Consider the following 22402-nt stretch of genomic DNA (forward strand, 5'->3'; position numbering starts at 1 on the left):
AGCCTTGATCAGGTCGCAGGTGAAGTCAGCCGGCGGTGCGGGCGATACGTTCGACTTCCTTGCGTACCTGGGCCTCGACGATGGCCGGCAGATTGGCGTCCAGCCATTCCTTCAGCATCGGCCGCAGCAGGCCGCGCACCATCTCGTCGATGGTCGGGCCCGACGGGAAGGTCACATCGGCCGGCTCGGGCTTCTTCAGCGTGGAGGCGAAGCCGGCGAAGGCCGAGGCGGCGCTGGCGGCGGCGCTGTCGCCGACCAGGCTGTCATAGGACGTCGTCGGAACGGACGGGTGCTCGGGCGTATGGACCTCGACCGGTTCGGCGGCGAACACCGACTCGCTGACCGGGGCGGTCGGGAAGGGTTCAGGCTCGGGCTCCGGCGCGGATACGTCCAGATCGCCGATGGTTTCGGCGACGGGCGGCTCCCAGGCCTCGGTCAGTTCCAGCACATCCTCTTCGGAGGCCTCGGGCTCCTGCCGCGAAGGCGTCTCGTCCATCAGGGCCGAAGATGAAACCGGTTCGGGTTCGGGTTCCGGTGCGGCCTCCGGCTCGGGCGCCGCGGCGGCGACCGTCGCCGTTTCGGCGGGCGCGTCATCCTCGGAGATAATCCGGCGGATCGACGCCAGGATTTCCTCCATCGTCGGTTCCTGGGCGGCGGTCTGGTCGGTCATGTCATAACCCCGGGGGCGAATGGCGACAGGGCCGGCGAACCGCCCCCGTGCGGTTGTCGTCGCATCTCAGCCCGCTGGAATCAACGGGCGTTTTTCGCCTGACCCGTTAACCGGCCCGACCGCGAGTCGCGTGACAGGCGATCAGTCGCGGGGCGCAGTCTGGACGATCTCGGACTTCAACTGCGAGTCGATCGGCGCGTCGACGGCGTCGTTCGCCGGCACGACCGGCGGGGCCGCGATCCGGTCTATGGCCTCGATCACGCCGTCCCACGGCAGGGCGCCGCGATTGCGGACGCGGTTGTAATTGGCCGCCGGGTCGTAGACCGCGATCGACGCATCCAGATCCTGGCCTTCCAGCCGGCCCATGGCGGCCAGCAGATTGGCCTGGGCGACGTATTCGTTGCGGCGCGCGCTGGCCAGGGTGACCTCGGCGTTGCGCAGCTCCAGCTCCTGGTTCAGCACGTCCAGGGTGGTGCGCAGGCCGACCTGGGCCTCCTGACGCACGCCCTCGGCCGCCACGGTGGCGGCGCGCACGGCTTCCTGCCCCGCCGTCAGCGTCGAGCGGGCCGACAGCGACTGGGCATAGGCCGAACTGACCGACTGCAGGGTGTTGCGGCGCTCGCCCTCAAGATTGATCTGGGCGATGTTGGCGCGCTCGTGGGCCTGGGCGACGCGCGAACTGTTCAGCCCGCCGGTGAACAGGGGCACCGAGATCGAGGCGCCGGCCGTGAAGCTGGTGTTGTCGGCGATGTCGCCCGGGCTGCCGATGTCGTTGGTGGAGCCGCCATAGGACGCGGTCAGCCGGGCCGAGGGCATGTATTCCGCCTTGGCCGCCGCGACATTGGCCTCGGCGGCCTGCAGATTGTAGCCGGCGGCGCGGATGCCGGGATTGTCCGTCAACGCGACGTCCAGGGCGCTGTCGAAATCGACCGGCAGGTTCGGCAGGACCGGCATGGGCGCCAGATCGCCCGGCGCCTGGCCGACGACGGCCGCATAGACCGCGCGCGACACCGACAGCTGGGCCTGGGCGTTGGCCAGATCGGCCTCGGACTGGGCCAGCCGGGCTTCGGACTGGGCCACGTCGGTGCGGGTGATCTCCCCGACCTCGAACCGGGCCGAGGATTCGTCCCGCTGCCGGCCCAGGACGCCGAGGTTGGACTGACGGATGCGCAGGATCTCGCTGTCGCGGATCACGTCGGCATAGGCCTGGATGACCGAGGCCAGGACGGTCTGCTCGATGTCGCGCAGGTTCTCGCGCCCGGCCAGGATGTTGGCCTCGGCCGCGCTGATGCCGTGGCCGATCCGGCCGCCGGACCAGATGGTTTGCGACAGGCCGAGTGAGACGCCGCCGGTCGTGCCGTCGCTGTTCGATGCGGGCACGTTGATGGTGGTGTCGGGAATGCCGTCGTTGTTGGTGTCAAACTCGCGCAGTCCGCCCGCGGTCTCGCTCCAGGAATAGCCGGCGCTGGCCGTGACATCGAGCTGGGGACGCAGGCCGGCGCGGGCCTGGACGATCGATTCGTCCAGCGCGCGCTGGCTGGCGCGCTGGGCCAGAAGCGAGGGATTGGTCTGATAGGCCAGGGCCAGCGCTTCCTTCAGCGTCTCGGCCCATGCCGGTGCGCCCATGCCGGAGAGGATGGCGATGACGGCCACCGAGGCGAGCGCGCGCGAACGTTTCAGCATGTCTGTTCCTGCCTGGCGCGGGGGGAAGCACGCCCTTGGTCTACATAGGTCTGATGCGGGATGGTTTAATCCCGCGCCAGTTAAGTTTTTTTCACGCTCAAGCTGGGCGATTCCGTCTCCCTGGTCTCACAGGGCGAAGGCGGGCTCCGGCGCGAGATCCGTCAGGACCGGCGGGGTCGAGTTGAACAGCTCGCGACGCGACACGCCCTGCTCTCCCCGCACATACAGCGCCGCCTTGCCGACCGGGCCGCTGCGCTCGACCACGGCCATCCGGCCGCCGACCTTCAGCGCCGCCAGCCAGGCCTCGGGCCGGCCGGGAACCGCCGCCTCGGAAATGATGATGTCATAGCCTTCGCCGTCGGGCGCCGAGAGCGGCGCGACCACGGTCCGGACCCCCTCCTCCGCGAGGACGTCGCCCGTGACCCCGAACACCGCGTCGTCGGCCTCCTGGGCCGTCACCGTCAGCCCCAGCCGCGCCAGGACCGCCGCCGCATAGGGGGCGGCGATGGCCAGGGCGGTCTCGCCCGGCCGGGCGTCCAGCGCCATCAGCAGCTTGGACAGGTCGCGGGCCATCATCAGCCGGCGCCCGCCCGCGATCTCGGGCTCGATCTCGGCATAGGCCGACCAGGCGCGGTCCTGCGGCAGGAACCGCTCGCGCGGCACGGCCAGCAAGGCGGCTTGCAGCCCGCGGTCGGTGACGTCGTTCACGCGGACCTGGCTGTCGACCATGACCTTGCGGGCGGCGGCGAAATCCATGGAGCGATGATCCTGCGACTGTGGGCGCCCGGCGACAGGCCGGGAAATCTGCCGCGCTTATAGGTCTGTGCGTTGCGGGCGACAATCCGATCTGATAGCGAACGCCCCTCGCGATGGCGAGGTCGTCCACGGGATCGTTTCCGGGCCGGCCCAGGGCCTGATGGCGGAGTGGTTACGCAGAGGACTGCAAATCCTTGCACCCGAGTTCGATTCTCGGTCAGGCCTCCATCGCGATTTTCTTCAGATCGGTCAGACCGGCGCGGTGATCCAGCCGATCACGCTGGCCGCGCTGACGCCGGCCGTGACAATGCCCACCGCCAGCGCCAGACGCGCGTTGCGATGGATGAAGACGAAAACGCCGCCAAACATGATGGAACTCCCCCCGGACCCCGTCACAGCGACACAAGTCCGACCGTTCATCAAGGTGTACAAAGCGTTAATCGCAATTCCGTGATCGTTTCACGCCTGTCGGGTGAAATGATGCAGGGCGATTCCACTGGCGACCGAAACGTTGAGGGAATCGAACCCGCCTGACATCGGAATTCCCACGGGCCGACAGCGCGCGATCACCTCCGGCGGCAGGCCGGGGCCTTCCGGACCCAGAATCAGCGCCACCCGGCCGCCCCGCGGCATGCGGTCCAGCGCGGTCTCCGCCCCGGGCGTCAGGGCGATGACGGAGAACCCCGCCCGTTCCAGCCCGTCGAGCATCCGCGACGCTTCCAGCCCCAGGGCCATCGGCGTGCGCAGCACCGCCCCGACCGAGACCCGGATGGCCTTGCGGTAGAAGGGATCGCAGCACGTCCGGTCCAGCAGCACGGCGCCGGCGCCGAAGGCGGCGGCGTTGCGGAACAGGCCGCCCATATTGTCATGGTTGCCGATGCCGCAGGCCCCGATCACGACGGCGTCCGGCCCCAGCGACGCCAGTCGGGCCTCCAGGGTCGCCGGCCCGGGCTTGCGTCCCAGCGCCAGGATGCCGCGATGCAGGTGAAAGCCGGCGATGGCGTCGAGAATCGGCTGGTCGGCGACATAGACGGGCGTGCGCGAATCGACACGGGCGATCGGCCCGGCCAGCCCCTCGACCCGCTTCTGATCCAGCAAAAGCGCGACCGGCGCGCACAGCGATTGCGGGGATGTCAGCACATTCAGCACCACCTCGCCCTCGGCCACGAACAGGCCCTGCCTGCCCGTCAGGTCGCGCTCGCGGATGTCGCGGAAGCCCGCGATGCGCGGATCGTCGGGGTGGTCGATGCGGATCACGGCCAAGATCGGATATTTCCCGTTGCGTCAGTCTGACTCGCGCTGCTATAGCGCCCGCCTTCCCGAGAGGAAGTGTTCCGCGGTAGCTCAGTGGTAGAGCAGCCGACTGTTAATCGGCTGGTCGTAGGTTCGAATCCTACCCGCGGAGCCACTCTCTCCCTCGCCTCCCCGACATCGAAACCAAAAAAAGCCCGACGCGGGAGCGCCGGGCTGAAGAAGTTCGGTGATGGTGGGTGTCCCGAAAAGGAACATCCTTCCGATGCAGCGAATTGGTTAATCGAACGTAAACCGCTTCAGGCGGCGTCAGGCAGCCACGTCGACTGCCGGGCGCCTCCCGCCCCTGTCCAGGCGACACGCCAGCCCTGCCCGGCGCGCTCGACCCGCGGCGCGGGGCCGCCGGCGAGCTCCCCGGGCCAGGCGAAACGTGCGCCGCCCGCCTGGATTTCATCGGCAACGTCCGACGGCCGCAACATCAGGCTCCAGCGGCCCTCGGCGTCCGGGGTCACCCTCACGGATTCGCCGCCAGCCTGCACCAGGACCGGCGCGCTTCCCGCTGCGCGGCCGGACGCCAGCCGCATGCGGCCGTCGCTGTCGACGGCGCCCAGGACCGGAGCGTGGTCCAGGCGCCGGGTCGGTCCGCCCGTTCGCAGGACCGCGATGGGTCCCCGTCCGTCGCCGATGATCAGCAGCCGGTCCGGCGACGGCGCGGCGTCCTGACCGATCTGGGTCTCGGGCCGCAGCCACAGATCGCCGGCCGGCGCCGCCATCCGGATCTCGAACCGGCCCCGCCCGTCCGCCGCCGCCGCATAGGCGGCGCCCGATTCGCTGCGCAGGACCACCCGCGCGCCCGGTTCCGCCTCGCCCGTGAAAACGAGACCGGACCGGGCCCTCTGCACGGTCTGGATCTCGGGCGGGCGGGTCCAGCCGGCCGCGGCGCTCTCGACCTCGGCGGGGCGCTGGGGCGCGGCTGGCGGGGCGCAGGCCGAGGCCAGCGCAGCCAGAAGCGCCGCCGTCGCCGCCTTCCCGAACATGGCCCGTTTCATCGCGTGCATCCGACCGCTAGGAGTATCCCCCCAGATAGCGCGCCCGTAAGGCCGCTGTCTTCCATCGTTCTCGAGGCCCCATGTCTTCGCCTGTCATCCAGCCCTTCGACGGAAAGTCCGTCTGCCTCTTCTGCGGTTCCTCGGACGCCTCCGATCCCGCCTACACCGAGGCGGCGCGGGCCTTCGGCGAACAGACGGCCCGGGCGGGCTGGCGGCTGGTCTATGGCGGCGGCGGCGTCGGCCTGATGGGCGCCTCGGCGCGCGGAGCCCACGCGGTCGGCGGACGGGTGCTCGGCGTCATGCCGGGCTTCCTGCGCAGCCGCGAGCGACTGTTCGACGAGGTGGAGACGATCGTCGTGCCGTCGATGCACGAGCGCAAGACGATCATGTACGACCAGTCCGACGCCTTTGTGGTCGCGCCCGGCGGCGTCGGCACGCTCGAGGAGGCCATCGAGGTGCTGTCGTGGAAACGGCTGGACCTGCATTCCAAGCCGGTCATCTTCCTGAATCTGAACGGCTTCTGGGAACCGCTGCTGGCGGTTATGGAGCACAGCATCGAGTCCGGCATGACCCCCGCCACATTCCGCCAGGCCTGGGCCGTTTGCGACACGGTCGAGGCGGCGATCGCGGCCATGAAGGGCGCGGACGCGATGCCGCACTTGAAACATGATCAACGATAAGCAATCACTGGTCAGTATGCCGATGTTCGTGCGTTTCTTTTGGAAACGCGCCTTGACAGTTTCGTATAACAACGGACATTGGCGCTGCGGAAACGATGGTCGTTTGCGCCTGTCCGGAGACCTCCCCATGCGTGCTCTGCTTATCGCCGCGGCCCTGTTTGTCGCCGCCCCCGCCCTCGCCCAAGGCCCGGCCTCCAGCGCCGTCCTGGCCGATGCGTCCAAGGCCCCGGCCTCGCCCACCATCATCGACGGCGCCTCCTGGCGCTGCGAGGGCGGCGCCTGCACCGCCACCGGCGGTGCGAACCAGCCGGCGACGCGCGCCTGCCGCCGCGTGGTGGCCCGTTTCGGCGCCGTGTCGTCGTTCAGCTACAAGGGCGTGACCCTCTCGGCCGAGCAACTGGCCGCCTGCAACGCCTGATTTGAGTTGAAGCCGGCGAGGCGGGTCAGGCCGTCTCGCCGTTCAGCCGTTTGACGATCCGCTCGCGGCCGATCATGGGCGCGAGCGTCGCCATGTCGGGGCCATGCGCCTGACCCGTGATCATCAGGCGCAGCGGCATGAACAGCGCCTTGCCCTTGGCGCCGGTCGCCTCCTTCACCGCCGCGGTCCAGACGGGCCACAGCGTCTCGTCGATGGTCTCCGGCAGGGCGGCGAGCGCGGCCCGGGCGAAGGCCGGGTCCTCGATCATCGGTGTGACCGGGCCACGCACGATGGCCGCCATTTCAACGACATCGGCGAACTTCTGAAGGTTGCCTCGCACGCCGTTCCAGAAGGTTTCGCCCAGATCGGCGTCCAGCGCGACGAGCCGGGGCTGCGCCACGGCATACGGCATCGCGTGCAGGGCCTGGGCGTTCAACCGGTCCAGATCGGCGGTGTCGTAACGCGCCGGCGACCGGCCCATCTTGGCGAAGGCGAAGCTGGCGCCCAGGGCGTCGACGGACTCGCCCACCTCCAGCGGATCGCTGGTGCCGATGCGGCCCAGGTGGCTGGTGATGGCGATCGGCTCATAGCCCTGGTCGCGCATCTCGGCGATCGACAGCGAGCCCAGCCGCTTGGACAACGCCTGCCCGTCCTCGCCGACCAGCAGAGGCATATGGGCGAAGGCCGGAACCGGCCCGCCCAGCGCCTCGAATATCTCGATCTGGGCGCCCGTGTTGGTGACGTGGTCCTCGCCGCGGATCACATGGGTGATGGCCATGTCGATGTCGTCGACGACCGACGGCAGGGTGTAGAGAAACAGGCCGTCCTCGCGGATCAGCACCGGGTCCGACATCGAGGCCGTGTCCACCTCGGCGTGGCCGCGCGACAGGTCTTCCCAGGCCACGCGGCGGCCGTCGAGCCTGAAACGCCAGTGCGGCTTGCAGCCCTCGGCCTCATAGGCGGCCTTCTCCGCATCGGTCAGCGCAAGCCCGGCGCGGTCGTAGATCGGCGGCAGGCCGCGCGACAGCTGCACCTTGCGGCGGCGGTCCAGTTCCTCGGAGGTGTCGTAGCAGGCGTACAGCCGCCCGGCGGCCTTCAGGCGCGCGGCGGCCTCTTCATAGCGGTCGAACCGCTTCGATTGATTGTGGCGTTCATCCCAGACCAGGCCCAGCCAGGTCAGGTCATCCTCGATGCCCTGCTCGAACTCGGCCGTGGACCGCGCCAGATCGGTGTCGTCGATGCGCAGCACGAACGACCCGCCCTGCCCTTTGGCGAACATCCAGTTCACCAGGGCGGTGCGGACATTGCCGACGTGCAGCTTTCCCGTCGGCGACGGGGCGAAACGGACCTTGACGGACATGCGATAGACCTTGGAAACGCGGGGCGCACAGGTCGCCCCCACGGCGCTTCAAGTCAAGGCTCGCGGGCGATCAGTCGTCGCGGTGGACGCGTTCGCGGCGCTCGTGCCGCTCCTGGGCCTCGACCGACAGCGTCGCCGTGGGGCGGGCTTCCAGCCGTCCCAGGCTGATCGGCTCGCCGGTCTCCTCGCAATAGCCGTAGGAGCCGTCCTCGATGCGGCGCAGCGCCTCGTCGATCTTGGAGATCAGCTTGCGCTGGCGGTCGCGGGTGCGCAGCTCGAGCGCCCGGTCGGATTCCGACGACGCCCGATCGACCAGATCCGGATGATTCTCCGTCTCGGCCTTCAGATTGACGACCGTCCCCTTGGACTCGCGGAGGATGTCATCCTTCCAGTCCATCAGCTTGCCCTTGAAATAGGCCAGCTGCCGCTCATTCATGAATGGCTCATCGTCGGACGGACGGTAACCGGCCGTTCCGACAGGCACAGAGGCCAATGCGGTCATAGTCGCACTCACGCTCTCTTACAGCGCCCCCCTGTGGCGCAGACCTGCCTATAGGGTTGCTATGGAGTCGCGGCAACAACGCTCGCAAGAGCGTGACCCGTAAAGCTTACAGTCCTGACGGGAGCGTGACATTTCTTCATCACCCGTCGCTCTGTGATGAGGCTTTTGCGAAAGATTTCGCCGACTTATGCTGCGTTGCGGCGAAGATCGGCCTTGGCCAGCTCAACCGCAGCGCGTAGATCGATCTGGTCCAGAAGCCCGTTCAGGCCTGCGTCGGCGTCAATCGGCCGTTCCTCGCGCAGGGTTCGCGACAGGCGATCCAGCGCCGCGTCGCCCGCCTCGCCCTGCAGCAGGGCCAGTTTCAGCTCTTCCAGCCGGTCCAGCAGGCCGCCGCCGCGACGGATGGCCCTGCGGCGGCGTTCGGTGACGTCCTCGACCCCTTGCAGCGCCATCAGGGCGGAAACGCCGCTGACCCCCGACAGGCCGGACGCGGAACTGGTCGCCGCGGCCGTCGCGCCCGCCGCGGCCTGCGGCACAGAGAAGCCGCCGCTGGCGCGGGCGGGGCGGCTGCCTTGCGGCGACGACGGTCCGGACGGGCCTGTGACCTTCATACGATGCGACTCCAGCACATGCCGGACCATCGGCGGCGCCGCGTCACCGTTTGGTTAACGCCCCGGCAGATTCTGCCGCTTCGTCCGGGGCGCTGGCGCCACCAGCCCCTGTTTTCATGGAGGTTTTCGTCTGGCACGCCTTTGGCAACGGGGGAGGCGCAACAGTATGTGGACGCCCCGCCTATGCAGAAACTGCTCGCCTCCCTCCTGACCGCCGCGGCCGTGGCCGGATTCGCCGCGCCGGCGTCCGCCCAGTCGCGGATCAAGGACATTGCGGCCATCGAGGGCGTCCGCACCAACCAACTGGTCGGCTACGGCCTCGTGGTCGGGCTGAACGGCACCGGCGACAGCCTGCGCAACTGCCCCTTCACCCGCCAGTCGCTGGAAGGCATGACCGAACGGCTGGGCGTCAACATCCGCGGCTCCAACGCCAACGCCAAGAACATGGCCGCCATCATGGTGACGGCGGAACTGCCGCCCTTCGCCACCCCCGGCTCGCGCGTCGACGTCAGCGTGGCCAGCATGTGCGACGCCAAGAGCCTGCTGGGCGGCACCCTGCTGGTCACCAGCCTGCAGGGCGCCGACGGCCAGGTCTATGCGGTCGCCCAGGGCTCGATCCAGACCGGCGCCGTCTCCGGCGGCGGAGCGTCGGGCTCCTCGATCACCCGCGGCGTGCCCACCGCCGGCCGCATCGCCTCGGGGGCCACGGTCGAGCGGGAGACCGGCTTCCACCTCGCCAATATGAACGAGGTGCGGCTGACGCTGCGCAATCCCGACTTCACCACGGCCCAGCGCGTCGCCGCCGCCATCAACGGGACCTACCCCGGCACGGCGCTCGCCGAGAACGGCACCGTCATCGCCCTGCGCGCGCCGGGCCAGATGGGCATGGCCGGCTTCATCAGCATGGTCGAGAACCTGCCGGTCCAGGTCGACGCCCCGGCCAAGGTCATCATCGACGAGGTCAACGGCGTCATCGTCATGGGCGAGGCGGTCCGCGTCTCCACCGTGGCCATCGCCCAGGGCAATCTGACCATCTCGGTGCAGGAAAGCCCCCAGGTCAGCCAGCCGGAGCCCTTCAGCCGCGGCGGCCAGACCGTCGTCGTTCCCCAGTCCGATGTCGCGGTCGAGGAAGAACTGGGCCGCCAGATGCGCATCGTCGGCGGCGGGACCTCGCTGTCGACCCTGGTCAACGGCCTCAACGCCCTCGGCGTCAGCCCGCGCGACATGATCAGCATCCTGCAGGCCATCAAGGCCGCCGGCGCCCTGCAAGCCGACATCGAGGTGATGTGAGCATGACCGCCCTGTCCGTCGCCGCCGGCCTGATTCAACCGCTCGTGGCCGCCGCCAACCCCGGCGTCACCGATCGCATGCGCGAGACGGCCGAGAATTTCGAGGCGACCTTCCTCGCCCAGATGATGAAGCCGATGTTCGAGGGGCTTTCCACCGAGGCGCCGTTCGGCGGCGGCGAGGCCGAAGGAACGTGGCGCAGCTTCATGATCGAGGCCATGGCCAAACAGACGGTCAAGGCCGGCGGCATCGGCCTGGCCGACCAGGTCGTCGCCCAGATGCTGAAGATGCAGGAAGCCCAGGAGCCCGCCGCATGACCGAGACCGCCATCGTCAACGCCCGGGCGCGGGTCCGTCAGCTGACCGACCTGACCACCCGGCTGACCGCCCGCCTCATCGATGAATCGCGGGCCTTCGAGGCCCGCCGCCCGCAGGACGCCGCCGCCACCCTGGCCGAGACCCAGCAACTGGCCAATGTCTATCGCCGCGAGTCCGCCCAGATAAAGGCGGATCCGTCCGCGGTCGCCGCCGCCCCCGCCGGCGACCGCATGGCGCTGGTCAAGGCCACCGAAGCCTTCGAGGCCATCCTGTCGCGCCACGCCCGCGCCGTCGAGGCGGCCCGCATCGTTTCGGAGGGACTGGTCCGGACGATCGTCGCCGAAGTGGCCAGCCAGCGCGGATCGCCGTCCGCCTATGGAGCCTCGGGCCAGGCCAACGCCGGCGACGGCCGGGCGGTCGCGTTCAACCGCACGGCCTGACGCGCCATCAGCGGCGACGGGTTTTCAGGGACTGACCGGGTCCGTCAGCCGCGCGGCGCGCGGTCCGGCCGGTTGCTGCGGGCGCGAACGCGGGCGCGTTTCGGTTTGGGCAGGCTGAAAGCCGTCACGAGCGCGAGCAGCGAGGCGGAAAGGGCGAAACCGATTTCCAGGGCGCTGATCATGTTCGTCGGGCCTCCAGGACACTCACCAGGAGCTTCAGAATGGGATCGAAGCGGCTGACGCGCAAGCCATTTCCTCGACGGCGATTGGCCGCAATGGCGGACCGGCTCCCGGCGGCCTATTGAAGCCGGGTGACCTTGTCCGATGATCCCGCCAGCCGCCGCCAGTCCATCGTCCGGCGCATCGAAGCCGAGACCGGGATCGACGAGCCGATGATCGCCCGCCTGGTCGACGCCTTCTACGACCGGGTGCGCGGCGACCCGCTGATCGGGCCGGTGTTCGCCGCGCGGATTTCCGACTGGGGCCCGCATCTCGAACAGATGAAGCTGTTCTGGTCGTCCGTGGCCCTGATGAGCGGCGTCTATCACGGGCGGCCGATGCCGAAACACCTGCCCCTGCCCGTCGACGCCCGGCATTTCGACCGCTGGCTGGAGCTGTTCGAGGCCACGGCCGCGGACGTCTGCCCGCCCCCCGCCGCGGCCCATTTTATCGAACGGGCCCGCCGCATCGCCGAAAGCCTGGAGCTGGGCATCGCCGGCGCCCATGGCGTGCTGCTGCGCAGGGGCGAGCGCTATCTGCGGCCGACCGAAGCGTGGACGCCGCCTGCCGATAACGACGCCTGCTGACACCGGCTGTCAGCAGGAGAGGCGTTTGCGAGCCATGTTCCTACATTGTTCTTGCTGAATCCCGCGAATTGATCCCCATATAGCGGCGTCGCGCCGGACCTTCCCCGGCCCGGGCGCGTTCCCGAATTCCCCAGTCTTCAGGCCTCATGACCGAAAAGCACAACTTCATCCGCGTGCGCGGCGCCCGCGAGCACAATCTCAAGGGCGTCGATCTCGACATCCCGCGCGAACAGCTCGTGGTCATGACCGGCCTGTCGGGGTCGGGCAAAAGCTCGCTCGCCTTCGACACCATCTACGCCGAGGGCCAGCGCCGCTATGTCGAGAGCCTGAGCGCCTACGCCCGCCAGTTCCTCGAGCTGATGGGCAAGCCCGACGTCGACCTGATCGAGGGCCTGTCGCCGGCCATCTCCATCGAACAGAAGACCACCTCGAAGAACCCGCGCTCGACGGTCGGCACCGTGACCGAGATCCACGACTACATGCGCCTGCTGTGGGCGCGCGTCGGCGTGCCCTATTCGCCGGCCACGGGCCTGCCGATCGAGAGCCAGACCATCTCCATGATGGTCGACAAGCTGACCGCCCTGCCCGACGGCGAACGCCTGCTGCTGCTGGCCCCGGTCGTGCGCGGCCGCAAGGGCGAGTACCGCAAGGAGATGGGCGAGTGGCAGCGCGCCGGCTTCCAGCGGCTGAAGATCGACGGCGAATTCTACCCGATCGAGGACGCCCCGACCCTCGACAAGAAATTCAAGCATGACATCGACATCGTCGTGGACCGGATCGTCACCAAACAGGGGCTGGAAAGCCGCTACGCCGACAGCCTGCAGACCGCGCTCGGCCTCGCCGACGGCATCGCCGTGGCCGAATGGGCCAGTGTCGCCGAGGGTGAGAAGGAGCCGCGCCGGCTGACCTTCTCCGAGAAATTCGCCTGCCCCGTCTCCGGCTTCACGATCAGCGAGATCGAGCCCCGGCTGTTCTCGTTCAACAATCCGTTCGGCGCCTGTCCGGCCTGCGACGGCCTCGGCGTAAAGCTGGCCTTCGACGCCGATCTGGTCATCCCGGACCGCGACAAGACCCTGCACAAGGGCGCGGTCGCCCCGTGGTCGCGCGGCCCCTCGCCGCTCTACACCCAGACCCTGCAGTCGCTCAGCCGCCACTACGGCTTCTCGATGGATGTGCCGTGGCGCGAACTGCCTCAGAAGGCCCAGGACGTGATCCTGCGCGGCTCGGGCGGCGACAAGATCAAATTCACCTATGACGACAACGCCCGCAAATACGAGGTCTCCAAGGCCTTCGAAGGCGTGCTGCCGAACCTGGAACGCCGCTGGCGCGAGACGGACTCGTCCTGGGTGCGCGAGGAGCTGGGCCGGTTCCAGTCCGAAACCCCGTGCGAGGTCTGCCACGGCAAACGCCTCAAGCCGGAGGCCCTGGCGGTCAGGATCGCCGGCGAGGACATCGCCGCCGTCTCCTGGCTGTCGATCAAACACGCCCACGAATGGTTCACGGCCCTGGGCGATCGGCTCACCGACAAGCAGATGGAGATCGGCCGCCGCGTGCTGAAGGAGATCACCGACCGGCTGCGTTTCCTCAACAACGTCGGGCTCGACTACCTCAGCCTGTCGCGCGCCTCGGGCACCCTGTCCGGCGGCGAAAGCCAGCGCATCCGCCTGGCCTCGCAGATCGGCTCGGGCCTGACCGGCGTGTTGTACGTCCTCGACGAGCCGTCCATCGGCCTGCACCAGCGCGACAACTCCCGCCTGCTGGAAAGCCTGCGCGGCCTGCGCGACCTCGGCAACTCCGTCCTCGTCGTCGAGCATGACGAGGAGGCGATCCTGACCGCCGACTACGTCATCGACATGGGTCCCGCGGCCGGCGTCCATGGCGGCGAGGTCTGCGCCCAGGGCACGCCGGCCGAGGTCATGGCCAATCCGAACTCACTCACGGCCAAATATCTGACCGGCGAGCGCGAGATCGAACTGCCGCCCGAGGGCCGCCGCCCCGTCGACCGCAAGAAGATGCTGAAGATCAGCGGCGCCACCGGCAACAATCTGAAGGACGTCACCGGCGAGATTCCCGCCGGCCTGTTCACCTGCGTCACCGGCGTGTCCGGCGGCGGCAAGTCGACCTTCACCATCGAGACCCTCTACAAGGCCGCCGCGCGCCGGCTGCACAACGCCTCCGACGCCCCGGCCCCCTTCGACCGCATCGAGGGGCTGGAGATGTTCGACAAGGTCATCGACATCGACCAGTCGCCCATCGGCCGCACCCCGCGCTCGAACCCGGCCACCTACACCGGCGCCTTCGGCCCGATCCGCGACTGGTACGCCGGCCTGCCGGAATCAAAAGCCCGCGGGTACGGCCCCGGTCGCTTCTCGTTCAACGTCAAGGGCGGGCGCTGCGAGACCTGCCAGGGCGACGGCCTGATCAAGATCGAGATGCATTTCCTGCCCGACGTCTATGTCACCTGCGACGTCTGCAAGGGCAAGCGCTACAACCGCGAGACGCTGGAAATCGTCTTCAAGGGCAAGAGCATCTCCGACGTTCTGGATATGACGGTCGAGGAGGCGGGAAGCTTCTTCAAGGCCGTCCCGTCGATCCGCGACAAGATGCTGACCCTGAACCGGGTCGGCCTCGGCTACGTCAAGGTCGGCCAGTCCGCGACCACCCTGTCCGGCGGCGAGGCCCAGCGGGTCAAGCTGTCGAAAGAGCTGTCGAAACGCGCCACCGGCAAGACCCTCTACATCCTCGACGAGCCCACCACGGGCCTGCATTTCGAGGACACGCGCAAGCTGCTGGAGGTGCTTCAGGAACTGGTCGAGAACGGCAACACCATCGTCGTCATCGAGCACAATCTCGACGTCATCAAGGTGGCCGACTGGCTGCTGGACTTCGGCCCCGAGGGGGGCGACGGCGGCGGCGAGATCGTCGCGGTCGGCACCCCCGAACAGGTCGCCGCCAATCCGAAGAGCTGGACCGGCAAATACCTCAAGGAAATCCTCGACCGCCACGAGACGCGCCGCAAGGCGCGCGTCGCGGCGCTCAGAAAGAGCGCCTGACGGCTCAGGCCGCGACCGGAGCCGCTTCCGCGCCCTGATCCCGGGTCCGGCCGCGCACGATCGGCCCGACGACTCCCGTCAGCAGCACCGCCGTGGCGACCAGACTGGCCTCCGGCCCGAAAGCGCCGCCGGTCAGCCACCATGGTGCGCCCGGCGCCGCCGTCAGGTTGGTGATCAGGGGCGTGACGTCCATCGCCATGCCGGACACCTCCAGCCCGAAGCCCAGCCCCAGCAGCCAGTTCCAGGCCGCATGCCATCCGCACGCGCCCCACAGCGAGCCCTCGCGAACGGCGTAGAGGCTGATGAACAGGCCGAACAGGACGATGTTGGCCAGGCCGACATACAGCTCGTTGGACGGCTCCATATTGCCGGCATGGGCGAGGGCGAACAGGGCCGAGTTGCCGACCACGGCGATCCACAGCCCATGCCGCGAGGCGATCAGCTGCATCAGCCAGCCGCGGAACAGGATCTCTTCCGACGCCCCCTGGATGATGAAGCCCAGCATCAGCACGCCGACGGGCAGCAGGGCCGCCCCGACCGCGGCGGAGCCGAACGCCCCGGCGCCTTCGACGACATAGCCGCCGGCGATCCAGATTCCGCCGACCACGGTCAGCAGGAAGGTCAGGCCGATCAGATAGCCCCGCACGAACCGCATCGGGCCTCTGGCGTTCAGCCCCAGGGCCGACGGCCCGCGCCGCTCGAACAGCCGCGCCCACAGCAGGATGAGGATCGTCGTCAGGCCGAAGGCCGCGCCGAGTTCATACGCCATCTCCCGCCAGTCGCCGCCCTGGTCGCCCGGCGAAATGAAGCCGGCCGCCACGGCCGGCAACAGCGCGCCCGCCTGTCCGCCGATCATGAACACCAGACCCAGGACGACCGCGGCGATGGTCCAGGTCCGGCGATGGCGAGGCTTTCGCGGGGCGTAAAGTTCAATACCGGCCATGCGGCGCTCCTTGTCACGATCGAGCGGACGGGCTCCGCTACGGCATGAGGCGGCCAGGGCGGCCAATGGATGCGCCGACTTTCAGATTTCGGCCGTTCAGCCTCGCGTCACGCGCCGGCCGGGCCCGCGAGGATCAGGCCTCTTGACGGTGGAGGTCAAACCGGGCCGGACGCCGTTGCCGTCGGTCGACCGCCCGCGATGTCGCGCCAGGCGGCCGCGAAGGGCGCGTACAGGATGCCGACCGTCAGGGCGGAGACGATGGCCTCGACCACGGCGTGGGCGATCACCCACGGATTGCTGACGTCGAGGGCGGCCCGGACGGCCTCCGGGTCCTGATCGCTGTTGAAGGACCAGCTCTCGAGGCCCGAGACGATGCCCAGCGGCAGGCTGACGATGGACGACAGCAGTTGCACCAGCATGACCATGACCAGGGCCAGAACCGCCATGCCGAGCAACGGCCAGAACCGGCCCTTGGTCAGCTTGAACGAGTCGAAGAAGGCGAACCGACGCTCGGCCACCGTGATCGGCACGGCCAGGCTCAGACGCACGGACAACCAGATGAAGAGGCAGGTCGCGGCGAGAAAACCGACCAGAGCCGCGATGGCGGCGGGACCGTCGCCGCCCGCGGTCCTGGCCGCGGCGATCAACACGCCCACGGCCACGAAGGCGGCCACGACGACCAGACTCATGACCACGCCCAGCACGAAGGTCACCACCAGCACCCGAACCTCGTCCATGCCGAGGCGCAGATAGCCGAACCGGTCGCTGGAGGGGGTCAGCACGCCGCGCGCCACCGCCGCGCCCAGCATGGCCCCGACAACAAGGCTGACAGGCAGCAACCAGGCCACCCCGGCCAGGATCGCGCCGAAATCGCTCATCACGGCCCAGATCTGATCAAAGGTCGGGTCGGCGACGGACTCCATGGCCTCGGCCTGCACGCTCCAGGCCTCCAGCTGATCCACCATTCCGGACAGCGAGAACAGGGCGGCCAGCGTCAGGACCGCATACAGCAGCGTCCAGGCGACCAGCGCCAGCGGGTTGCGCCGGACGAGGCGAAAGCCCTCGAACGCCGCGTCGGTTGCCGAAAAGGCCATGGTGTCTCCTGAGTCTGCTGTGATCCTAGCTCACCCGGCGGGCGCGGGCGAATGCTCGTCCGCGACCGGCGGCGTCCGGCTTGCGTCGAGCTGCCGGCAGGCCGAGGCGAAGGGAGCGATCGAGAGCGTCATCAGCACGCCATAGAGGAACGACGCGACAATCCCGCCCAGCACCGCCCAGTACCAGTTGGCGACGATCCAGGCGTTCATGCCGGCGAACGGATTGGTTTCGCCGTGCATCTGCGTCCAGTCGAAATCCGCCATCGCCGCGACGCCCGAAAAGACAATCAGGGCGGCGACGGCCAGCAGCACCTCGAACAGCAGGATCAGGATCAGGATGACGAGCATCATGCCGAACAGCGGCAGGGTCTTTCCGGCCGCCAGCCGCCAGCCCTGGACGAAAGCGAAATCGCGGTAGAGCACGCTGGCCGGCGCCATCATCGAAACCCGCGCCAGGGCGAGGAAAAGCCCCACGAGCATGACCAGGACCATGACGCAGATCGCGACGGTCAGACCGACCGCATCGCCCGCGGTCCAGACCGCGAATCCAACCGCCAGCCCCACCATGATGAACAGCAACATCGCCACATAGAGACCGACGCCGATGGCAAGGCCCACGACGGCCACGCGCAATTCGTCCATGCCGACCCGCAGGGAGAAGGCGCTGCGCTCCTGCGGCCTCAGGATGGCGCGGAAGACCGCCGTATAGACCACGGCCGCCACCAGCATCTGGCCGATGTTGAGCAACATGGACGCCAGCTGGAACTGCATCATCTCGGCGACCATGCGGCTGGCCATCATGTCATCCGGACTGTTTTCGCCCGGCGGCGGCATACTGGCGAACAGGTCCCCCATCGTCGGAAGCAGCAGGGCGAGCGAGGCGAAGGCGGGCGCGATCAGCAGCATCCCCCAGACGAACACCGACAACGGCCTCCGCCGGACCAGGTCGAACGCGTCGCCGATCGCGGTCCCGATTGAAAATCGCGCCATTTCATTCTCCCCCGTCCCACCGCCAAGCTAGCCCAACACGAGCGCCCCCGCTAGAAGCCGCCCATGACGGAAACCCTGAAGCCTATCCACGTCGTCGGCGGCGGCCTCGCCGGCTCGGAAGCCGCCTGGCAGATCGCCCATGCGGGCGTGCCCGTGGTCCTGCACGAGATGCGCGGCGTGCCGGGCGTCAGGACCGACGCCCACCATACGGATGGTCTGGCCGAGCTGGTCTGCTCCAACTCCTTCCGCTCCGACGACTGGGAGCACAACGCCGTCGGCCTGCTGCACGCCGAGATGCGGGCGCTCGATTCCATCATCATGAGCTGCGGAGACGCCCATCAGGTCCCCGCCGGCGGGGCCCTGGCCGTCGACCGCGACGGCTTCTCCCAGGCGGTGACGGCGAAGCTGGAGTCCCATCCGCTGATCACCGTCGTGCGCGAGGAGATCGCCGGCCTGCCGCCCGAGGACTGGGACAATGTCATCGTCGCCACCGGCCCCCTCACCTCTCCCGCCCTCGCCGCCGCCATCCTCGACCTGACCGACGAGGACGCGCTCAGCTTCTTCGACGCCATCGCCCCCATCGTCCACGCCGACTCCATCGACTTCGACATCGCCTGGCGCCAGTCGCGCTACGACAAGGAAGGCCCGGGCGGCGACGCCGCCGCCTACGTCAACTGCCCGATGGACAAGGCGCAGTACGAGGCCTTCATCGACGCCCTGCTCAACGGCCCCAAGGCCGAGTTCAAGGAGTGGGAGAACGTCCCCTATTTCGACGGCTGCCTGCCGATCGAGGTCATGGCCGAGCGCGGCCGCGAGACCCTGCGCCACGGCCCGATGAAGCCGGTCGGCCTGACCAACCCCCGCGACCCCCAGGTCAAGTCGTACGCCATCGTCCAGTTGCGTCAGGACAATGCGCTGGGCACCCTGTTCAACATGGTCGGCTTCCAGACCAAGCTGAAGCACGGCGCCCAGGCCGAGGTCTTCCGCCTGATCCCCGGCCTGCACGACGCCCAGTTCGCCCGTCTCGGCGGACTGCACCGCAACACCTTCCTCAACAGTCCGAAACTGCTGGACCGCCAGCTGCGGCTCAAGGCCATGCCGCGCCTGCGCTTCGCCGGTCAGGTCACGGGCGTCGAGGGCTATGTCGAGAGCGCCGCCATGGGCCTGCTGACCGGCCGCCTCGCCGCGGCGGAACGGCTGGGCCGCCCGCTGGAAGCCCCGCCCGTCCATACCGCCATGGGCGCCCTGGTCGAACACATCACCGGCGGCCACCTCGACGGCCCCGGCGGCATCTCCAAATTCCAGCCGATGAACATCAACTACGGCCTGCTCCCGCCGCTGGAAGCGCCCAAGGTCGACGAGGCCGGGGTCAAGATCCCGCTCAAGGAACGCGGCCGGGCCAAGAAGCGGCTGATGAGCGTCCGGGCCCTCGAGGCGCTCAAGGCCTGGCGGGACGCGGCCTGATGGCGGCGGAAAGCGAACTCGACCGCCTCAAGGCCCGGCGCGTCACCGCCCTGTACCGGCTCGACCTGATCGCCCGCGGGGCTCAACTCTCGTACGAGGACGGCGCCCCGATCGACATGGGGTCCGAAAAGGAGCGGCTGGAGTCCGTCGTCTCCGACCTCGACCGGCGCATCGAGCTGCTGGAACGCACCCTGAACTGATGACGCGGAAACGCTTGGGCATAGCTGGATGAAGGGGGCGGCGGACATGTTCTGGATCGTGGGCGGGCTGATCCTGCTGGCGGCCCTGCCGGGGCTGTTGAACCTGAATCTCGCTCCGCTGGAGATGGTGGCCAATCTGCGTCCCCAGGTCGCTGTCGCCGCGCTTGTGTTCGGTGTGGCCGCCTTGACCGTTGGGCGGTTGTGGACCGGAGGCGGGGCCGTCGTTCTGGGCGCCTGCCTGCTGCTTCTGACGCCGGAACTGTTCGCCCGCCCCTCCCCGCCCGTGACCCAGCCTGGCCTGAAACTGGTGTGGGCCAACGTTTTCAAGACCGACGCCGTGGTCGAAAGACTGGCGGCGCTGGCCGAGCGCACGGACGCCGACATCGTCGTCCTCGCCGAGCCGCCGCGGGACAGCGCTCGAACCCGCGAGGCGCTCGCGGCCTGGCCTTTCGTGCACGGCCCGGAAGACCCTTCTATCCACGGAACCGTCGTGTTCAGTCGCCGACCCATCAGTGCCCGGACGACCGGCGCCGTCGTCGAAGGTGGATATCCCCTGACTGTCGTCGACGTGGAGGGCGTGCGGATTATCGCGCTGCATCCACCCGTCGCGGTGACCCCTCGACGCCTTGCCGGACGGAACGCCATGCTTCGGTCGGCGCGCGAGGCCGCGACCGGCCAAAGCATCGTCATCGGGGACATGAACGCGACGCCGTGGTCCAGACAGCTCCGACTGACGGCGAGCGATCTGGTCCGGGTATCCACAGGTCCAGGATCCACCTGGTTCTCGTCCCTGCCGGTCCTTGGGCTTCCGATCGACCAGATCTTCGCGACGCCCGGGCTGCAGGCGTCCGCCCGGGTCGGACCCGGAATAGGGTCGGACCATCTTCCCCTCCTCGTTTCGATCGCGCCGGAATAGGCGGACGACGGGCCCCACTTGCGCTCCACCCGTGACGGTTGCAGTATCGCCGTTATGCCATTCCACGCGGTCAAATCCAGGACAGCCAGAACCGGAACCGCCACCGAAGCGGCGATCCGCGTCGAGGAGCCGTTGGTCTGCGCCGTCAATCACGACCAGGCGCGTGAACGGAACGGACGCACGACCGTGGTGGTGCTTCGGCCGTTCGCCTACACCCTGCCCGACGGGTCGCGCACGGTGCGGGTGCCGCCCACCTATCTGACCGATTTCGCCTCGATCCCCAGCTTCGTCCGCTGGGTCATCCCGCCCTTCGGCCGGCATGCGATCGCCGCGGTCCTGCACGACTGGCTCTACACCATCGGCCAGCCCGGGCGCCGGGGCGAGGCCGACGACATCTTTCGCGAGGCGCTGAAGGAGCTGGGCGTCGGCCTGCCGCGCAGGTCGGCCATGCATGCGGCCGTCCGGGCCGGAGGCGGCGGCGCCTATGACCGCGCCGGGGCCGACTGGAACGCCTCCTTCATGGACTGGCGCACCGGCGGCGTGGCCGTGCCGACGCCGGCGCGCGAGGCCTTCTTCAATGACGCCTGGCCCGCCGGCGTCCCGACCGTGGATCTCTGAACCGCCGTGAGGCGTCAGATCCGCCCTCGCAACACCGCCCAGGTCAGCTGCAGCCGCCGGGCCGCATCGGCCGGGTCGGCGCTGCGCAGGGCCGCGGACGCGACAGCGGGAAAGGCTTCGGCCGGAAGCTGGCGCAGGGCCCGGTTCGCCTCCGCGCGCATCGCCGGATCCACGATCTGTCCGGTCTGGACCCGTCCCCTCACCCGCGCCGCCGCGACGACAGACGCCGGATCGGCCGTCTTCGACAGGATCCGCACCGCCGCCTGCATCGGCCCGACATAGAAGGCGTCCAGGTCGTGCGGATCGCCCTGCACCCGGCCCACATGGGCCTCGATCAGGGCGTCGAACGGCGCGCGGTCGAGCCCGTGCCGGGCGACGATGTCGGTCAGGGCCTCGAGCACCGGATGACCCTTGCGCGCCACGCCGGCGAACACCCCGTCCATCTGCTCGCGCCACCAGACGTATCGCATCTCGGCCAGCAGCGGCTGGGTCACCCGCGCCGGTATGGCCATCAGCTCGGCCTCCAAGGCGTACAGCGCGATGAGGTCCGCGCGCAGGCCTCCATCGGCCACGAACCGGCTGGACAGCCAGCGGTCGCGGTCGGCGGCGCGGACCTGGTCGTCGAGGCTGTCGGCCGGATCAGCCAAACAGCGTCTGGTACATCGCCATCGACGTCAGCATCGGCAGCGAGAGCAGCAGATTGGTGCGGCTGCCCAGCATGGCGATGCGGGCCGCCTTCGCCTTGGCGGCGTCATCCACGACGACCATGCCCAGGGCGCGCTTCTGGTTCGGCCAGATGATCCCCCAGACGTTGAGGAACATGATGATGGCCAGCCAGACGCCGATGCCCATCAGGGTGAAGCCCTTCTGGTCCTCGGTCAGGCCCTGCGCCAGGCCGAAGGTCAGCACCTCGGCGGCGTAGGCGTGCCCGCGGGCGAACATGACGGCCAGACCGGCCAGCACGGTCACCAGCGCCGACCAGCGGAACCAGAACAGCGCCTCGGGGGCGATATGTTTGCCGATGGCCGGCTTCAGCTCGGCGGGGATGTTCGGCATCACCCGGATCTGGACGAAGTTGAAATAGTACAGCAGCCCGATCCACAGGATGCCCGACACGACGTGCACCCAGCGGAACGCCGCCTGCCAGAACAGCTCGCCGAAGCCGCCGGCCACCTGGCCGAACGCGAGGATCATCACCCCCGCGAGCACCAGGCTCAGCAGGAAGGTGGTGCGAAAATTCGACAGCAGCTTGCCCATGGTCAGCCCCCTCCCCGGGGCGATTCGTTAGAGCGGC

General features: G+C 68.9%; 25 protein-coding genes and 2 tRNA genes. 13 read left to right on the forward strand and 14 right to left on the reverse strand.

Annotation, left to right across the window (positions count from 1 at the left end; genetic code table 11):
- Positions 1-25: 25 nt before the first annotated feature.
- The 3 genes from WC555_RS04605 to WC555_RS04615 form a co-directional block, all read right to left on the reverse strand.
- Positions 26-670, reverse strand: a complete 645-nt coding sequence (locus WC555_RS04605; RefSeq protein ID WP_373251563.1) for a DUF2497 domain-containing protein — start codon at positions 668-670, stop codon at positions 26-28.
- A gap of 141 nt (positions 671-811) precedes the next feature.
- Positions 812-2353 carry a TolC family outer membrane protein gene (locus WC555_RS04610; RefSeq protein WP_373251565.1) on the reverse strand — a complete coding sequence of 514 codons (1542 nt, stop codon included), beginning with the start codon at positions 2351-2353 and terminating at the stop codon, positions 812-814.
- 126 nt (positions 2354-2479) lie between these two features.
- On the reverse strand, positions 2480-3109 hold the full coding sequence (locus tag WC555_RS04615; protein WP_373251567.1) for a protein-L-isoaspartate O-methyltransferase: 630 nt from the start codon (positions 3107-3109) through the stop codon (positions 2480-2482).
- A 154-nt stretch (positions 3110-3263) separates the two neighbouring features.
- Between WC555_RS04615 and WC555_RS04620 the strand changes: the two genes are divergently transcribed.
- Positions 3264-3337, forward strand: a tRNA-Cys gene (locus tag WC555_RS04620).
- Between the two features lie 231 nt (positions 3338-3568).
- Here the strand turns inward: WC555_RS04620 and WC555_RS04625 are convergent.
- Positions 3569-4372, reverse strand: coding sequence for a TrmH family RNA methyltransferase (locus WC555_RS04625; protein WP_373251569.1), 804 nt, complete (start codon positions 4370-4372; stop codon positions 3569-3571).
- A 70-nt stretch (positions 4373-4442) separates the two neighbouring features.
- Here WC555_RS04625 and WC555_RS04630 point away from each other — a divergent pair.
- Positions 4443-4517, forward strand: a tRNA-Asn gene (locus tag WC555_RS04630).
- Positions 4518-4659: 142 nt separating this feature from the next.
- Here the strand turns inward: WC555_RS04630 and WC555_RS04635 are convergent.
- Positions 4660-5409: a hypothetical protein gene (locus tag WC555_RS04635; RefSeq protein WP_373251571.1), complete on the reverse strand. Its 750-nt coding sequence runs from the start codon at positions 5407-5409 to the stop codon at positions 4660-4662.
- 80 nt (positions 5410-5489) lie between these two features.
- Here WC555_RS04635 and WC555_RS04640 point away from each other — a divergent pair, with 80 nt between their 5' ends.
- Positions 5490-6089 carry a TIGR00730 family Rossman fold protein gene (locus WC555_RS04640; protein ID WP_373251573.1) on the forward strand — a complete coding sequence of 200 codons (600 nt, stop codon included), beginning with the start codon at positions 5490-5492 and terminating at the stop codon, positions 6087-6089.
- 127 nt (positions 6090-6216) lie between these two features.
- The gene (locus WC555_RS04645; RefSeq protein WP_373251575.1) at positions 6217-6507 is read left to right on the forward strand and encodes a hypothetical protein; all 291 of its coding nucleotides are present in this window, start codon (positions 6217-6219) and stop codon (positions 6505-6507) included.
- A 25-nt stretch (positions 6508-6532) separates the two neighbouring features.
- Here the strand turns inward: WC555_RS04645 and gltX are convergent, their stop codons facing one another.
- The 3 genes from gltX to WC555_RS04660 form a co-directional block, all read right to left on the reverse strand.
- Positions 6533-7867, reverse strand: a complete 1335-nt coding sequence (gene gltX, locus WC555_RS04650; protein WP_373251576.1) for a glutamate--tRNA ligase — start codon at positions 7865-7867, stop codon at positions 6533-6535.
- A 70-nt stretch (positions 7868-7937) separates the two neighbouring features.
- Positions 7938-8369 (reverse strand): RNA polymerase-binding protein DksA, encoded by a 432-nt coding sequence (gene dksA / locus WC555_RS04655; RefSeq protein ID WP_373251578.1) that lies wholly within the window; start codon positions 8367-8369, stop codon positions 7938-7940.
- A gap of 185 nt (positions 8370-8554) precedes the next feature.
- Complete coding sequence (locus WC555_RS04660; protein ID WP_373251581.1) at positions 8555-8980, reverse strand: flagellar assembly protein FliX; 426 nt, start codon at positions 8978-8980, stop codon at positions 8555-8557.
- A gap of 183 nt (positions 8981-9163) precedes the next feature.
- Here WC555_RS04660 and WC555_RS04665 point away from each other — a divergent pair, with 183 nt between their 5' ends.
- From WC555_RS04665 to WC555_RS04675, 3 genes are read left to right on the forward strand one after another with little or no spacing between them, the layout of a single operon-like run.
- Positions 9164-10270 (forward strand): flagellar basal body P-ring protein FlgI, encoded by a 1107-nt coding sequence (locus WC555_RS04665; RefSeq protein WP_373251583.1) that lies wholly within the window; start codon positions 9164-9166, stop codon positions 10268-10270.
- A 2-nt stretch (positions 10271-10272) separates the two neighbouring features.
- Positions 10273-10584 (forward strand): rod-binding protein, encoded by a 312-nt coding sequence (locus WC555_RS04670; protein ID WP_373251584.1) that lies wholly within the window; start codon positions 10273-10275, stop codon positions 10582-10584.
- Positions 10581-11024, forward strand: a complete 444-nt coding sequence (locus WC555_RS04675; protein ID WP_373251586.1) for a flagellar basal-body protein FlbY — start codon at positions 10581-10583, stop codon at positions 11022-11024. The genes WC555_RS04670 and WC555_RS04675 overlap by 4 nt, the downstream gene beginning before the upstream one ends.
- 44 nt (positions 11025-11068) lie before the next feature.
- Here the strand turns inward: WC555_RS04675 and WC555_RS04680 are convergent, their stop codons facing one another.
- Positions 11069-11206 carry a hypothetical protein gene (locus tag WC555_RS04680; RefSeq protein WP_373251588.1) on the reverse strand — a complete coding sequence of 46 codons (138 nt, stop codon included), beginning with the start codon at positions 11204-11206 and terminating at the stop codon, positions 11069-11071.
- A gap of 135 nt (positions 11207-11341) precedes the next feature.
- Here WC555_RS04680 and WC555_RS04685 point away from each other — a divergent pair, with 135 nt between their 5' ends.
- Together WC555_RS04685 and uvrA are read left to right on the forward strand one after the other, a co-directional pair.
- On the forward strand, positions 11342-11830 hold the full coding sequence (locus WC555_RS04685) for a group III truncated hemoglobin (RefSeq protein ID WP_373251590.1): 489 nt from the start codon (positions 11342-11344) through the stop codon (positions 11828-11830).
- A gap of 146 nt (positions 11831-11976) precedes the next feature.
- Positions 11977-14883, forward strand: a complete 2907-nt coding sequence (gene uvrA / locus WC555_RS04690) for an excinuclease ABC subunit UvrA (protein ID WP_373251592.1) — start codon at positions 11977-11979, stop codon at positions 14881-14883.
- 4 nt (positions 14884-14887) lie between these two features.
- Here uvrA and WC555_RS04695 read toward each other — a convergent pair whose 3' ends face one another.
- The 3 genes from WC555_RS04695 to WC555_RS04705 form a co-directional block, all read right to left on the reverse strand.
- Positions 14888-15826, reverse strand: coding sequence for a lysostaphin resistance A-like protein (locus tag WC555_RS04695; RefSeq protein ID WP_373251595.1), 939 nt, complete (start codon positions 15824-15826; stop codon positions 14888-14890).
- Positions 15827-15981: 155 nt separating this feature from the next.
- Entirely contained in the window at positions 15982-16920 is a 939-nt protein-coding gene (locus WC555_RS04700) for a hypothetical protein (protein ID WP_373251597.1), read from the reverse strand.
- 30 nt (positions 16921-16950) lie between these two features.
- Positions 16951-17910 (reverse strand): hypothetical protein, encoded by a 960-nt coding sequence (locus WC555_RS04705; RefSeq protein ID WP_373251599.1) that lies wholly within the window; start codon positions 17908-17910, stop codon positions 16951-16953.
- A gap of 63 nt (positions 17911-17973) precedes the next feature.
- On the opposite strand from WC555_RS04705, the gene trmFO reads away from it, so the two are divergent.
- The 4 genes from trmFO to WC555_RS04725 are packed head-to-tail and all read left to right on the forward strand — an operon-like array spanning position 17974 to position 21108.
- Complete coding sequence (gene trmFO, locus WC555_RS04710) at positions 17974-19374, forward strand: methylenetetrahydrofolate--tRNA-(uracil(54)-C(5))-methyltransferase (FADH(2)-oxidizing) TrmFO (RefSeq protein WP_373251602.1); 1401 nt, start codon at positions 17974-17976, stop codon at positions 19372-19374.
- Positions 19374-19574: a hypothetical protein gene (locus WC555_RS04715; protein ID WP_373251603.1), complete on the forward strand. Its 201-nt coding sequence runs from the start codon at positions 19374-19376 to the stop codon at positions 19572-19574. Before trmFO ends, WC555_RS04715 begins: the two co-directional genes overlap by 1 nt.
- Before the next feature lie 46 nt (positions 19575-19620).
- Positions 19621-20490: an endonuclease/exonuclease/phosphatase family protein gene (locus WC555_RS04720; protein ID WP_373251606.1), complete on the forward strand. Its 870-nt coding sequence runs from the start codon at positions 19621-19623 to the stop codon at positions 20488-20490.
- Between the two features lie 54 nt (positions 20491-20544).
- Complete coding sequence (locus WC555_RS04725; RefSeq protein ID WP_373251608.1) at positions 20545-21108, forward strand: DUF1353 domain-containing protein; 564 nt, start codon at positions 20545-20547, stop codon at positions 21106-21108.
- A gap of 14 nt (positions 21109-21122) precedes the next feature.
- On the opposite strand, the gene WC555_RS04730 is transcribed toward WC555_RS04725, so the two are convergent.
- Entirely contained in the window at positions 21123-21755 is a 633-nt protein-coding gene (locus WC555_RS04730; RefSeq protein WP_373251609.1) for a squalene/phytoene synthase family protein, read from the reverse strand.
- Positions 21748-22365 (reverse strand): hypothetical protein, encoded by a 618-nt coding sequence (locus WC555_RS04735; RefSeq protein ID WP_373251611.1) that lies wholly within the window; start codon positions 22363-22365, stop codon positions 21748-21750. Before WC555_RS04735 ends, WC555_RS04730 begins: the two co-directional genes overlap by 8 nt.
- Positions 22366-22402 lie beyond the last annotated feature (37 nt).

This window comes from Brevundimonas sp., from assembly GCF_041648615.1.
Lineage (GTDB): Bacteria > Pseudomonadota > Alphaproteobacteria > Caulobacterales > Caulobacteraceae > Brevundimonas.